Origin of the sequence: Luoshenia tenuis, from assembly GCF_014384745.1 — a bacterium.
Lineage (GTDB): Bacteria > Bacillota > Clostridia > Christensenellales.
Map to the genome: position 1 here is coordinate 621,366 of NZ_JACRSO010000001.1, position 14,993 is coordinate 636,358.

Annotated in this window: 7 protein-coding genes and 5 tRNA genes; all 12 read right to left on the reverse strand. The window is 56.0% G+C overall.

What is annotated here, in order from left to right; all coding sequences use genetic code 11:
- Positions 1–113: 113 nt before the first annotated feature.
- The 12 genes from H8699_RS03000 to H8699_RS03055 all read right to left on the reverse strand — a co-directional run bounded on the left by H8699_RS03000 (position 114) and on the right by H8699_RS03055 (position 14,993).
- Complete coding sequence (locus H8699_RS03000; protein WP_249284427.1) at positions 114–4,748, reverse strand: hybrid sensor histidine kinase/response regulator; 4,635 nt, start codon at positions 4,746–4,748, stop codon at positions 114–116.
- A 3-nt stretch (positions 4,749–4,751) separates the two neighbouring features.
- Positions 4,752–5,117 (reverse strand): Hpt domain-containing protein, encoded by a 366-nt coding sequence (locus tag H8699_RS03005; protein WP_249284428.1) that lies wholly within the window; start codon positions 5,115–5,117, stop codon positions 4,752–4,754.
- A 3-nt stretch (positions 5,118–5,120) separates the two neighbouring features.
- Positions 5,121–8,702: a response regulator gene (locus H8699_RS03010; protein WP_249284429.1), complete on the reverse strand. Its 3,582-nt coding sequence runs from the start codon at positions 8,700–8,702 to the stop codon at positions 5,121–5,123.
- Positions 8,703–8,806: 104 nt separating this feature from the next.
- Positions 8,807–10,462, reverse strand: a complete 1,656-nt coding sequence (locus tag H8699_RS03015; RefSeq protein WP_249284430.1) for a two-component system response regulator — start codon at positions 10,460–10,462, stop codon at positions 8,807–8,809.
- 66 nt (positions 10,463–10,528) lie between these two features.
- Complete coding sequence (locus H8699_RS03020; RefSeq protein WP_249284431.1) at positions 10,529–12,934, reverse strand: ATP-binding protein; 2,406 nt, start codon at positions 12,932–12,934, stop codon at positions 10,529–10,531.
- A gap of 544 nt (positions 12,935–13,478) precedes the next feature.
- Positions 13,479–13,553 (reverse strand) — tRNA-Cys (locus tag H8699_RS03025).
- 5 nt (positions 13,554–13,558) lie between these two features.
- Positions 13,559–13,633, reverse strand: a tRNA-Gly gene (locus H8699_RS03030).
- Between the two features lie 5 nt (positions 13,634–13,638).
- Positions 13,639–13,714 (reverse strand) — tRNA-Phe (locus tag H8699_RS03035).
- Between the two features lie 3 nt (positions 13,715–13,717).
- Positions 13,718–13,794, reverse strand: a tRNA-Asp gene (locus tag H8699_RS03040).
- 2 nt (positions 13,795–13,796) lie between these two features.
- Positions 13,797–13,872: transfer RNA gene (locus H8699_RS03045), tRNA-Val, on the reverse strand.
- Between the two features lie 202 nt (positions 13,873–14,074).
- Entirely contained in the window at positions 14,075–14,701 is a 627-nt protein-coding gene (hisIE, locus tag H8699_RS03050) for a bifunctional phosphoribosyl-AMP cyclohydrolase/phosphoribosyl-ATP diphosphatase HisIE (protein WP_249284432.1), read from the reverse strand.
- Positions 14,691–14,993: a hypothetical protein gene (locus H8699_RS03055; protein WP_249284433.1), complete on the reverse strand. Its 303-nt coding sequence runs from the start codon at positions 14,991–14,993 to the stop codon at positions 14,691–14,693. Before H8699_RS03055 ends, hisIE begins: the two co-directional genes overlap by 11 nt.

Below are 14,993 nucleotides of genomic sequence, written 5' to 3' on the forward strand. Positions count from 1 at the left end.
AGTTATTCCTGGCTAATACTTATCGCTAAAGCAGGTAATGTGCCTCATCTAGAGCCGGCCCCACGCAAAAATAAAAGCGCATCTAACGATGCGCTTTTGCATAATCAGAAAAGTTAATTCAGCACCCTGACCAGCGTATCCCGCAATACGCCCATGTCGATGGGTTTGGCCACGTGCGCGGTCATCCCCGCGGCCAGGGAAGCCTGTACATCCTCTGCAAAGGCGTTGGCTGTCATGGCGATGATCGGGATAGCGGCCGCATCCGGCCGGTCTAGCTCGCGGATGGCCCGGGTGGCCGCGTATCCATTCATCTCCGGCATCTGGATATCCATCAAGATCGCATCATAAACGCCGGGCTGCGCTTGGCTGAAGGCCCGCACCACTTTTACGCCGTCGGTCTGTACATCTGCTTTTGCCCCGCGCATCGCCAGCAGCTCGCACAATATCTCGGCGTTGATCGCATTATCTTCGGCGATCAGGAAATTTCTGCCCTGGAAGGCTTTCTGATCCTCCAGCTGCAAATTTATCTCATATTGCTTCTCTGCGTGACGCTTGCCGTCCGCATGCGCCCGCTCGCCCTCCAGTTCCACCCAAAAGGTGGTCCCGCCGCCGGGCTGGCTCTCCACCGTCACGGCGCCGCCCATCAGGTCCACCAACCCTTTGGTCACGCTCAACCCCAGCCCCGTCCCTTCGATATAGGCGGCGTCCCGGCTGCGGGTAAACGGTTCAAAGACGTGCTGCAAAAAGTCCGCCGTCATCCCCATGCCGGTATCCTGTATGGTAAAGCGGTAGCGCGCTTTTGCCGCACTTTCGGGTGCTTCCACCTCTTCAGCCCGAAAGAGCACCCGCCCGCCGGCCGGGGTAAATTTTACCGCGTTGCTCAGCAGGTTGATCAAAATTTGATTGATGCGCAGCGAATCGCCATAGAAGCAGGCCTGATCCACCCGCCCCATTTCGACGTCAAACCGCAGCCCTGCGGCCCGCGCCTGCGGGCCCATGATGGCGCAGACCTGCTCTACCAGCTCGGACAGGGTGATTTTCATATGGTTGAGGGTGATCTTACCCCGCTCGATCTTGCTCATATCCAGAATATCGTTGACCAGGCTGAGCAGATGCTGGGAGGAAATGGAGATCTTGCGCAGACAATCCTCTACCCGCCCCCGGTCGTCCAGATGAGCTACCGCCAGCGCCGTCATCCCCATGATCGCGTTCATGGGCGTGCGGATATCGTGGCTCATCGCCGAGAGGAAATCGCTCTTGGCCCTATTGGCCTCCTCTGCCAGGGCCAGCGCCTCCTCCAGCGCCTTTTTGCCCTGCCGCTCGGTAGCCAGCATATCCGTTACATCCGCGCGCACCATACAGATGGTGCGGTGGTTTTGATCGCCCCAGAGCACGATCACCTGCTTATAGCGCACGCCTTCCCCGCTGCGGTAGGGGAATACGAAATCATACCCTTCCGGCTTGGCCTCCAGCTGGCGGAGCAGCGTTTTAGTCGTAAACTGTTTTTCGACGGCATCCTCCTCACCCAGCACCCCATAGCGCTTGGCAAAAGAGCCGATGCGCTCATCATACCGGTCCAGCAGATGGGGCGGCAGATTCTCCAGCACCGTACGGCGCGAGTAAAGGGTGAGCTGCTGGGTATTCAGGTTCAAAAAACCCGCCAGTTCGAAGGTATAGGCGACCATGTTGAGCAGACCCTGCTGCTCGCGGATGGATTCGGTAATATCCGTGCGCAGCAAACAGACCCTGCCCAAGCGCATATCGATGGCCGATACCGTTAGATTTTTGGTGCGAATATCCCCTTTTTGATCCGAAACGGAAAATGAGAAGGTGTAAGTCCCCTGCGCTTTAAGGCGGCGCAGCATCTCCTCGCGCTCTAAATACCGGGCATACCGTTCACGATCCTTGGGGACGATCGTTTTCAACAACATGGTCTGGATTCGCTCGGAATGGCTACCCTGCCCAGCCGGCATAAAACCAGCCTTTTCGTTGCGGGTCAACACGGTATAGCGGTCTGCGTTCAAGTCCAGGTCGATCACAAAATCATAATTGGATACCGACAGCTGCCGCAAGATCCGGTCGGCGATGGTCTGCTCGGTAATATCCGTCACCGTTAGGATGCCGGTCACCTCTCCGCCATCGGGCGACTCCACCAGGTTCACCTTAAACTGCACATATCGGCCCTGCGCCTCGTGGGGCAGGCGGATAAAGCAGGACAGGATCTGTTCCGTATCGTTACGGGCAAAGGCGGCCAGGGTCGGCGCGTTAAGATACGTACGCAAAAACCGCTTGCGCTCCTCTTCCGCTACGATCAGGGTAGAGACCCCTGTAAAGAATTCCTCCCGCACCGTCCCGAACTTTTCAAGGATATTGGCACCCGTATGGTCGATGATCTCCAATATCCGGTTTTTAGAGATATTGCAGTGCCCGATGATCAGCGCGTTGGGGTCCGTCGTGCGGTAGTGCTGCATGATCAGATCGTTATACTGGCGGCGTATCTCCTCTTGCTCCGCCACGGCCTTGCTCACATCCGCATAGGCCGAGTAGATGCGCCGCGCGCCATCGCCAGTATGCAGTACGGACAAGGTATTTTTCAGCCAGATATACGCACCGTCCCCGCGCTGGAACCGGCCGGTCAGCTCAAAGTGTTCTTCGCCGTTTTCCAGGGCCTGGCGCAGCCTCGCGCGGATGCCCGGCGCATCCTCCGGGTGTAGGTTGGCGTAAATATCCCTGGCAAACAGCGTTTTAGCCTGTTCCACCGTCATATGCGTCATCGCCGCAAACCCTTCGGAGAGGTATTCCGGCGTCAGGCTGCCGTCCGGGTCATAGCGCATCACCGATACGCCGCCGGGCAGGTTCTCCACCATGGTCTGGAAATACAACTCCAGGCGCTCTTTTTCCCGGCGGGCATGTACCTCCTCCGTCACATCCCGCACGTATTTAACATAGGCGGGGATGCCGTTCCAATCGGTCTCGCGAAAGCGCGTGGTATAGAACTGATCCTCAGCGCCGATAGCCATCTCATGCTCGGCGCCATCGGCCGGATGGGTCTTAAGCGTGCAAAACGCGCAGGGTTCGTCCCTGCCATGCAGCGCCGCATAGCACTTTTGCCCCAGGCAGGCCTGCCCCTTGGTAAACAGGTTTTGGGATTCGTTGGCGTAGAGCAGCTCGTAGTTATTCCGGTCAATCACGTAGATGCCGTCCGCCGTTTCGTTGGCGATGTTTTGAAACAGCCTCGCCTCTGCGGACATCCCGGTAAACACCGCGTAAAACCAGGTATGCTCGGTCAACGGGCCCATGCGCCTGCCGCTTAGGTGGATCCAGATCAGATACCCTTGCTTATGCCACATGCGGTAGGAAACATCCAGCGCCTTTCCGCTCGCCAGCGCGGCATTTGCAGCCGCCCGCACCCGGGGCCGGTCCTGCTCATATACGGTGTTGAGCGCGTCGTCCCCCACCAGCGCCCCAAATTCCTCCCGGGTATGGCCGGAAAGCGCCATCACCCCATCGGAATAAAAGGTGGGGATAAATTTACCCCCCTCGACCCGATAACTGGCGATGCCGCCCGGAATGGAATTGATCAGATGCCTCATCTCCAGCTGGGCTTCCTTTAAATCGGAGATGTTGTGAAATACGCACTGGAGCAGCGCGTTTCCATCCTCCTCCCCTAAGTAGGTGACCTGCGCCCGCACCCAGACGATCTGCCCGTCTCTATGCTGCTTGCGGAATTCAAACTCCGCCGCCTCATGGGTGCGGATCACCTCTTTTGCGTGGGCTACCACCATGGGCGTATCCTCCCAAAAGGTCATCTCCGCCGCGTCCCTTTTGGTCAGCTCCCGGTACTCTTTTGCCGTATAACCCGTCAGTCCCGGCACACCGTCTGAAAAATAGACGGTCTCAAAAATATCCGATACCTTGTAGATCGCCACACCGCCCGGGATGGCGTTGATGATGTCCTCCATCTTATCGTTGGCCGCGGCCAATTCTTTTTCCAGGCGCACCTGCTCGCTTACGTCGTTATATACGCCATAGAGCAGCTTGTCCCCATCCTCCTGGGTCTTGATGGAGCCCTCCAGACGGATCCAGCGGTATTCGCCCCTCGCGTCATTCCAAATGCGATAGTTGTGGCGTATCATCCCGCCCCCGCGCAGGGCCAGGTAGATCTTATCCCGCAGCTCGGGCAGATCCTCAGGATGAACGCCCAGAAAATCCGTCTCCGTTTCGATCTGGCGGATATGTTCGCGGCTGTACCCCATGATCTCGTAAAAGGCCGGGTTGTGCGATACTGGTGAGATTCGTTGCCCATCATAACGGTATACGCACAGCCCGCAGGGCACATTGCTAAAGGTCTTTTCCAGCTGCTTTTGCAGCGCCTGGCTGCGCGCCTGCGCGCTTTTCTGTGCGGTGATCTCGGTAATATACTCGATATGCGCCTTGCGCCCCGCCCATTGGCTCAGCTTGCCGCTGAGCCGGTAGGTTCGCCCGGTCTGTTTCTGATAAAACTCCCGCTCCACCAGTTCCTGGCAAGAGAGGGTCTGCATACGGCAAAAGGGACAGGGCGCATCATATCCCGCCGCCTGAAAGCAGGTCAATCCCCTTTCATCCGGCCGCCCTAAAAACAGCTCCCTGGCCTTTTGATTGGCATAGAGCAATTCCCAGGTATCGGCCGCGCTGACATAGATGGCCATCGGCGCATGGTCCAGCACCGCCGCCATCTGTTCAATCGAAAGGGAATTTTCCCAGTTCATCGTCTATTGTCCTCCTTTTAACTGCCTGCGCAACTCATCCGCCGCAGCAAACTGTGCCTGCACCTGCGCGTACATCGCAGGATAGTCCTCCCGCGCCTGGCGCGCCCGCAGCGGCTCTACCATGGCGCAAACCGCCTCATACAGCGGGGTCAGGCCCATGTTGCCCACAACGCCTTTCAAGGTATGCGCCGCCTCAAAGGCAGCCGTAAGGTCTCCCGTCTGCAGCGCGGCCCCCAGCTTTTCCAGGTTATCATCCTTAAAGAGCATATCCAGCAGCCGCAGGTACATCCCCTCGTTGCCCATAAAGCGCTCCATGGTCGCGTGATAATCCGCGCCGTACGCCTCAAAAATCGCCTTAAATCCACTCATCTTTCAGGCCTCCCTTCCGGAAATCAAGTCAAATAAGATCTGGTAAAGCCGCTCCGGCTCAATGGGCTTGGCCAGGTGCGCGTCCATACCTGCGGCCTTGCTCTTTTCGATATCGTCGTCAAAGGCGTTAGCCGTCATTGCGATGATGGGGATGCGTTTGGCATCCGCATTGCTCAAGTGGCGGATGTTATTGGCCGCCGCCAGCCCGTCCATCAGCGGCATCCGGATATCCATCAGGATCGCGTCGTAATACCCGGCGGCGGATTTGCTGTACAGCTCCATGGCCCGCAGGCCGTTTTCCGCGGCATCCACGGCAAAGCCCTTGCTCTCCAGCAGCATCACCGCGACCTCTGTGTTAATGGCGTTATCCTCTGCCAGCAAGATCCGCTTTCCGGTAAAATCGTAATCCACACACTCTACCGGCCGCTCCTGCTCCTCTTTTTCCCCAAGGGCTTTGGTAAAGGCGGATACCAGGGAGGACTTGAACATCGGCTTACTCATGAGCAGGTTTACGCCCGCAAGCTTGGCCTCGTGCTCGATGGAGACCCAGTCGTACGCCGTCATAATAATGATGGTGACCTCCGCCCCTACGATCTCGCGGATACGCCTGGCCGTTTCGATGCCGTCCATATCCGGCATCTTCCAGTCGATCAGGATCATATCGTAATGCTTGCCGCTGCTCCACAGGTTTTTGACCTGCTCTACCGCCTTGCGCCCGCTGTCTACCCACTCGGCCGTTACGCCCATCTCCTTGAGGGTGACCACCGCGCTTTCGCAAACAGCCACATCGTCATCCACCACCAGCGTCTTAAGGTGTGAAAAGTGCATCTCCTGTTTTTTACGTTTGCGCAGTTTCTCCTCCTCCGTGATCCCCAGCTTAACATCCACGGTAAATTCCGTTCCAATGCCCTTGATCGAGCGCACGGCGATCTTGCCATCCATCATATCCACGATGTTTTTGGAGATGGCCAATCCCAATCCCGTGCCGCCGTACAGCGCGGTAGTCCCGGTATATTCCTGAGAAAAGGGTTCAAAGATATGGGGCAAAAACTCCTCGCTCATCCCTACGCCGGTATCGTTGATGATAAAGCGCAGCGTGGCATCGTTTTTCGTTCTCTTGCGCTGAGAGGCCGAAAAGGTCACTTTGCCGCCTTCCGCCGTAAACTTAATGGCATTGCTTAGAATATTAATCAGCACCTGTTGGAGTTTCATCGCATCGCCCATGTAGAAATCATCCAGCACCGGGTCGACGATACACTCATACTCCACATCCTTGGCCTGGGCCTGATCAAAGCAGATGGCGTTAATACCGCAAATAAACTCTTCCGTAGGGATCTTTTCGTTTTTAAGCAACATTTTTCCGCTTTCAATACGGCTCATGTCCAAGATGTCGTTGATCAGCGAGAGCAAAAAGCGAGAGGAAATGCCGATCTTCGAGAGGCAATCGGACACCTGCTCGTCGTTGCCGATTGCCCGCGCGGCGATGGTGCTCATGCCGATGATGGCGTTCATGGGCGTGCGGATCTCATGGCTCATGCGGGACAGAAAATCCGACTTGGCGGCATTGGCCTGCTCTGCAGCCACCAGTGCGGAGGCCAGTTCCTCTTTTTGCCGCTGCTCCTGGCGGACTACGTCGGTTACATCGCTGCGGACCATGCACACCCGGTCCAGCTCCCGGTTGATATAGAACACCTGCAGGCGCTTGACCCGCACCTCGCCAGACGGAGTCTTCATCTCGATCATAAAGGAATAGCCGTTTTTCCGGGCGAGCTGCTCTTGCATGTAAGCAAAATCCAGTTTAGACAGGTACTCGTTGCGGTTCGCCTCATCCATAAAGCGCTGCGCCACGATGCGGATCTCATCTTGAAAAATACCCTGACGCGAAATCGTATCCCCCTGCATCTTATCGCTTGAGATCAGCCAGTGGGTACCCCGCAGGATGTCGATATGGGTAATGATATCGTAATCCATCTCCACGATCTGCCCAAGCAGCTGCTGCTGCAGCTTTTGCTCGGTCACATCCTGGGTGTAGAAGAACATCATGACGTCGCCGGTTTCCGGGTTCAAGCAGGTACGCAAACTGGTGTCGCTCCAAAACGCCCCGCCGTCGTTGCGCCGGCGTAAAAACTCGAAGTGATAGTCCACCCGGCCCGAGGCATAATCGGCCAGCACCTTGCCCCGCTCCAGCGCGCTGCGGATCGCCTTCCCCTGTGCCGGCTCCACGGCCGAAGCCGCAAAATTTTCTATGGTGTGCTCATAACTGTCCCCTACGCGGGATACCGCTACATCCGAGGTGGACATATAACTCTCGATCACATTCTTTGTAATATCCATACGTCCCTGGATGCTCTCGCCCGTTGCGGATGCCTCAGTAAAGTAGGCCAGTTCCTGCTCGTACAACTCCTTGACTCGCTCTTGCAGCTGCTTTTCCTCGGTAATATCCACAAACACGCAGTAAAAATACCGCTCTCCATCCGCCTCAGTCATCAGCTGCGCCTTAATAGAAATCCACTTGACAGCCCCATCCTTGCAGATCAGGCGGTTTTCGTTTTTAATCGTATGGCCATAGCGCAGCTGCGCGTTTAGCTTATCTGCCATCACAGCCAAGTCTTCCGGATAGATCACGGCCGACATTCTGTTGCCCATCTGGGCGAATTCCTCACGGGTATAGCCCAAAAATTCGAACAGGCCGTCGTTGGCGTCGATCACGGAGAAATCGGCGTCAAACCGGCAGCGGAAGACCGCGCCCGGTATATTGTTGTATAAATGCAGCACTTCGTCCTGTGCCTTTTTCTGCGCGGTAATATCGATGCAGACCGAGGCAATGGCATCCCGCCCGTCCTCTGAAAGCACCCTTCGCCCCAGGTCGTGCACCCATATATAGCTGCCGTCCTTTTTGCGCATGCGGTACTCCACCACATATTCGCCCTTTTGCTCCAGCTGGCAGGCCACGGCCCGGTCCACCATCTCCCGGTCCTCCGGGTGCATACAATTTGAGACCATGCCGCCGATATCCGCAATAAACTGCGCCTCGTCGTCATAGCCAAGATAATCTAACATCTGGCGGTTGATAAAGTAAAAGGGGAAGCCCTCCTCAATATAGCCGCCCATCATTCCCCCCGCCAGCGAATCGTTCAAAATCTCCTGGCGCTGGCGGTTGATATTCTCCATCACCAGGGTAAGGGGATAATGCTCCTGGGCGCGCTGGCTGACGCTGGGTTCTGCAAAGTGCAGGCTGCAGATCAGCCACCTGCCGCCCCCAAATACAAGTGTAAAGAAGCCCCGCAAAAACCAGGTGTACAGGGAATTTTTAAGCGTCAGCTCTACGGAAAGGTTGTAAACTTCCCCTGTGACCGGTTGAAGATGGATCGGCGAGAGCGATAAAGAAAAAGGCTCCGGGATCTCCCGGATGTCCTGCCCAATGTATTGGGCCATCTCCTTTTTGCCCAGCGCCCTCTCCTGCTCGCCGGTGCCTATAAAGCGGATATCCTCCGTCAGGTAGTCCAGTGTGGTCTGCGCATCCCGCCGCTCAAACCAGGCCTGGCAAAATGCCCAGGCCGTATCGATCAAATGCTGGTCGTTCATCAAACTTCGTCCTCTCCAAATCTCGCCCGCGCGGCCGCAGGCCGATGCCGCGCGTCAGCCGCCAAGCCCCATCCCGTGGGCGGCCTTTTCCGTATGCTTATGGTTCATGCTTTTAACAGCGTTTCAAACTCCGTACAAGGCATGGGTTTGGCAAAGTAGTAGCCCTGCACGTAATCGCAGCCGATCTCTTCTAGCCGCACCAGCTGATCCCGGGTCTCTACGCCCTCGGCCACCACGCGCAGGTCCATCCACCGGGCCAGATCCATGATAAAGTGCAGTATCTCCCGGTCCAGCGGCTTTGCCGTTTCACTTCTGATAAATTTCATATCCAGTTTGAGGATATCCAGCGGCATCTGGTTGAGCATGTTCAGCGAGGAATATCCGCTGCCGAAATCATCCATCTCGATGATAAAGCCCATCTCCCGCAGCTGCCCTACCGTGCTTATGATCTGGCGCGGGTCCTCTGTATAGGCGCTCTCGGTGATTTCCAAATGCAGCCGGGAAAGGGGAAGCTGGTAGCGCTTTAGCGTACGGGTCAGGATATCGGCGATATCCGCGTTATAAATGTCTGCCCGGGATACGTTTACTGAGATAGAGATGGGCGGATAACCCTTATCATCCCATTCCCGCAGCGCGGCGCAGGCCCTGTCCCATACGAATTGATCCAGCTTAGTAATAAAGCCGTTCTTTTCAAATAGCGGGATGAATTCCGCGGGCGATTGCAGCCCCCACTCGGGGTGTCGCCAGCGCACCAGCGCCTCCGCACCGGCCAGGCTTCCCTCTGGAATCTTATATTTGGGTTGCAGGTAGATTTCAAATTCGCCTTGCGCCAGGGCAGCCTCCATGCCGTTGGTGATGGCCTGCTCGCGCAGCAGCTGGCTGCGCAGTTTATCGTCATACGCCGCAAAATACTTGCCGTACTGGCCCTTGATGCTGCACGCCGCCAAAAGCGCCCGGTCGCACATCTGCTCAACGGACAGTTCCCGATTCTCAACGGCGTAAATGCCCCATTTCATCACCACGTTTTTGGCGTTTGACAGGGTATTGACCTGTTTGCCCGCCCGGATAAACCATTCGTTGCGGTACTCTGGGCGATGCTCCAGCAGGCAGCCGAACTGGTCCGCATTAAACCGTCCGCAGATTCCTTTTTCGCCCGCCATCTCCGCGTACATCCCCGCCACGCCGCGCAGCAGCCGGTCGCCCGTGGGCACGCCGAAAATATCGTTGACCAGTTTAAAGTTCTCGATATCCGAGCAGACGATATCGTATTGTTTCTCCGGGTGCTGCATCAAAATCTCTTTGACGCGCTGATAGAAAAACTCCTTGCTGTAAAGGCCGGTCAGCCGGTCGTACTGGATGAGGTTGATCATCGCCGCCGTTTCCCGCAGGTTAATGATACCCGCCACCCGGTGCAAAATGATCTGCGGCCGGTAAGGCTTTGCCACAAAATCCGCCGCGCCGTGGGATAGCGCGGCAACCTCATCAGACTCACCATCGTTTTGAGTGGTGACGATCACCGGTATCGACGCATAGGCCGAATCTGCCTTGACGATGGATAAAAACGTATAGCCGTCCATGACCGGCATTACAATATCCAGCAGGATCAAGGACAGCTCGTCTTTATAATCCTTTAAAACGTCCAGCGCTTCCTGGCCATTTTCCGCCTCTATAACGGTATATTGAGAGGATAATATCTCCTTTAACATGGCCCGGTTAATCGGGTTATCCTCTACGATCAGTATTTTCTTGCGTGCTATCATCACTTCAACCCTCTATTCTGCCTGACGGCAGCGCTTCTTTATCCCGTATACCGTATTGGTGTACTCTCATTGGTCCATCGTTTCAGTCAAGTGCTCGCGCCGCCAGCTCAAGCATTCCGAGAGCACCCCTCGCAGCTGCTCCAGAGAGATGGGCTTGGCCAAATGTCCGTTCATTCCCGCAAGACGCGCCCGCCTCACATCCTCTGCAAAGGCGTCCGCCGTCATCGCAAAGATGGGCAGCTCCTCGATCCGTGCCATGCCGGAATTCCGGATCTGGCGGGTGGCCTCATATCCATCGAGCACCGGCATCTGAATATCCATAAATACCATGCTATAGTATAGCGGCGGATGGTTGTGTACCGCCTCTACCGCCTCGCGCCCGTTTTCGGCCGCCTCGACCTGTATGCCCAGCAGTTGCAGCATCTCCGTTGCGATCTGCCGGTTGATCTCGTTATCCTCCACCAGCAGCACCCGCATTTGGCTGTAAGCCTCTTTGGGCCATTGCACCGGTTCTGGCTCCCTGGCTTTTGGTGCGCAAGCCTTATTCAGATACAGTGTGACGGTGAACCGGGAGCCCTTGCCATATTCGCTATGTACATCAATGCTGCCGCCCATCATCGACACCAGGCTTTTGACGATGGTCATCCCCAACCCCGTTCCCGGCACTTTGCTGGTACGGCTGTCGTCCGCCCGGCTGAAGGGTTCAAATATATGCTGAAGATACTCCGGCGCCATGCCGATCCCCTCGTCCTCAATTTCAAACCGGTAAGTTCCCGCATAGAGTTCTTCTTTTTTGATCTCCTCCACCTTAAAGGTGATCTTCCCGCCTTCAGGCGTATATTTTGAGGCGTTTTCCAGAATGTTGACCAGCACCTGCCCCAGCCGCGCCGCATCTCCCAACACCTGCAGGTGCATCTGAGGGTCGATCTGTATTAAAAGGGCTTGCCGTTTCTGCTCCACGGGCAGACGGATCATCTCCGCCGCCTCCTGCGCTACCGCGCGCAGGTCAAATTCGCGTTCCTCCAACTCGACCGAGCCGCTTTCGATCTTGCTTACATCCAACACCTCGTTGATCAGGCTGAGCAGATGCGTGCCGGAGCTGGCGATCTTGTGCAAATAATCCTGCATCTTTTCCGCATCCCCGATATGCAGCTGCGCAAGCTCCGTCATCCCGGTGATGGCATTTAGCGGCGTGCGGATATCATGGCTCATTTTAGAAAGGAAGTCGCTCTTGGCCCGGTTGGCCTTTTCCGCCTTATCCAGCGCGTCCTCCAGCAGCTTTTTGGCGCGGCGCTCCTTTTCCAGCATCTCCCGCTGCATCCGCCGTTCCGCATCAATATTACGCGAAAGGGTGATCTCGATCAGTTCATCGGTATAGGGGCTCTCCACCCGTACAACCTGGGTAAAATGCCAGTGGTACTGCCCATCCTCGCCCAGGTGAGGTACTTCCATCGCCACAATGCGCCTGCCGCCCATAAAGGTCTCCATCAACGCGCGCCGGGAGAATTTATTGATAAATTCATCGCGGTAATCGGGATGCACGCTGGCGCATTCCGATGCGATCAAGTCGCTGAAGCTGCCCTGGTCTTCCGGTTTTTTCACGGGGAATCGCTCGTAGGCCAGCATATGATAGGTATTCTGGGTAAGGTTGACAGAGATCAGCATTTGAAAGGCTACCTGCGCCGCGGTGGCCAGCTGGCTAAGCTCCAGATTGCGCTGGCGCTCCAGCAGATATTCCTCCTGAACATCTCGGAACACCAGCACGCACCACAGGGCGCCCCCCTCCTGTTGGTCGATCCGCGCGGCGGTAAACTCCACCATGTGGTAGCCGCCCTCCTGCGTGCGCCGGCGCAGGCGCCGGGTGATCTGCCGCTTTCCCTCTCCAAAGAGCCGAATCATCGCCTCGCGCGAAAAAGCATCATTAAACAGGGGCAGGTCGTCCGGGTGCAGTAGTTTCCGGGCGTACTTACGGTTTTCTTCGCCAAAGTTTCCTTCCTCCGGTATCCCGGTCCACAGCATATCCTTTTGGCAGTTTACATAATAGTCAGCCGTAAGGTTGGCGATAATGCACTCGCCAAAGACCGTCAATAAACTGCGCGCGTACATCTGCCGAATCTTTTGCAGCCCCTGTTCTTCCTCAAAATTCAGCTTATGCGGTGTTGCCGTCACCACGACGGCTGGAATCGTATCATCCCATAGAATCCGGTTGGCCGTAACGTCAACCGTGGTTTTAAGCAGCGGGTCGTAACAAACAATATGGCTGGAAGAATTATCCCCCAGCGCATCTAGCGGGCAGTTGGCGCAGACCTCCGGCCATACCTCGTGGCACTTCACCCCAAGGGCGGCCTTTCCCCGGCCCATATCGCGGCAGCGCCGGTTATAATAAAGCAGCCGGTGGCTTTCTTCCTCGATGACGTAGATACTAGTCTGCGTCATCGCATCCAGCAACCCGGCTAAGTTTTCTGCTCGCATCGCTTATCTCCTCAAATGGGCCCCACGGTTAAGTGTCTGTCCAACACGCCCGATATTTAGCTATACTTATAGTATATTGTAACATTCCTGGGTTTCTTCCGCAATCAAACCCGTATTCCGTTTATGAATGCACCCGACAGTTCATCTTTTCGCACAATAACCTATACTCGCAACTGCAAATATAAAAAATGTTGTTAGAAAATATAAAAAATGCGCAACCCGTATATGTGTTGACGGTTGCGTGCTACCCCGCAGCTTAGGCGCATCGATAAAAAAATGTACCCGTACCTCTCTTAAACATAAAAACGCCGCAACCTTTGTAAGCAATTTGCAAAACATCGGGTGCAGCCGGCTTGCTGGTAAGTTTTTTAGTTTTAAATGGTTAATATCGAATCATTCATTCTGCAAACCACATAAGCGGTTTACGAACTTGAGAGCGGCCACTTGCCGCTGGCAATGTCTTACGATACGAATTTACTTACGGACACAAAAATATCGCAACCCACCAAAGTGAATTGCGATATCGGGTACGGCTAATTGCCGCTGGAGGCGCCACCCGGACTCGAACCGGGGAATGAAGGTTTTGCAGACCTTTGCCTTACCACTTGGCTATAGCGCCGGAATTGGAGCGGTAGACGAGACTCGAACTCGCAACATCCACCATGGCAAGGTGGCACTCTACCATTGAGCTACTACCGCAAAGATGGTGCCTCAGAGTGGAATCGAACCACCGACACAGGGATTTTCAGTCCCTTGCTCTACCGACTGAGCTACCGAGGCATATGGCGACCTGGAAGGGGCTCGAACCCTCGACCTCTAGCGTGACAGGCTAGCGTTCTAACCAACTGAACTACCAGGCCATTGGTGGGAACAACAGGGCTCGAACCTGTGACCCCTTGCTTGTAAGGCAAGTGCTCTCCCAGCTGAGCTATGCTCCCGAACGAATTGATGCTTGATAATTATATAATAGTTCGGGGCGTCTGTCAATCCCTTATTCGCCATATTTTTACCCTGCTTTGCGCATGCAAACCGCCGCTGCCCGCAGGATAGGCGCTTGCGCGTTCATCCCACGGGGACGGGGCTTTCTCGCTCCTTAAAAGCATATGCGCACGGGGCAAAAATATGTAGCGGCGGCGCTTTTTAGCGCCGGTCCGCCAGTTCCCGATAAATATCCTGCAGGCTCACGCCCTGCTCCACCAGCAATACCATCAGGTGATACATCAGGTCGCTCGCCTCGCCCGTCACCTCGTCCTTGGAGCGGTTCTTGGCGGCGATAATGGTCTCGGCCGCCTCCTCGCCCACCTTTTTGCAGATCTTATCCACCCCTTTTTCAAAGAGGAAGTTGGTATAAGAGCCCTCCTTGGGGTTTTTCTGGCGGTCCGCAATCACGTCATACAGCTCCTGGAGCACGCGGCTGTCGCCGCCCATCTCTTCCTCGCTCTCCAGCAGGGGCTGCTCAAAACAGCTGAAGGTGCCGTTATGGCAGGCGGCCCCGGTCTGGTGCACGCGCATCAGGATGGTATCCCCGTCGCAATCCAGGGCCATATCCACCACATCCTGAAAGTGGCCCGAGGTCTCGCCCTTTAGCCAAAGCTTTTTGCGGCTGCGGCTAAAGTAATGCGCCCGCCGGGTCTCAAGCGTCAGCTTGAGGGACTCCTCGTTCATCCAGGCCATCATCAGTACCCGGCCGCTCTCCACATCCTGCGCAATGGCCGGCACCAGGCCGTGGTGGTTATATTTAACTTTTTCCAGGATATTATTTTCCATTGGTATCCTCCTCCAAATCCTTTGTCTGCGGCGCAGCGCCGCCAAAGACCCATACCTGCTCGCGCAGCACGGTCACCTGTTCGCCCCGCAGGCTCATGGTCAGTTTTTCCTCGTCTATCGACCGGTCCCGCCCGCCGATGACCGCATATTCCGCCGCGATCACGTACAGCGGGTCGCACCAGGGCCAGGCGGCACATAGCCATTGACCGCGATCCATGGGGATGGCGATCCCGCCCAGCGCCAGCGAGATCAGCAAGAGCAAAATCGCCAGGCGGCGCAAAACCTTTCCCAT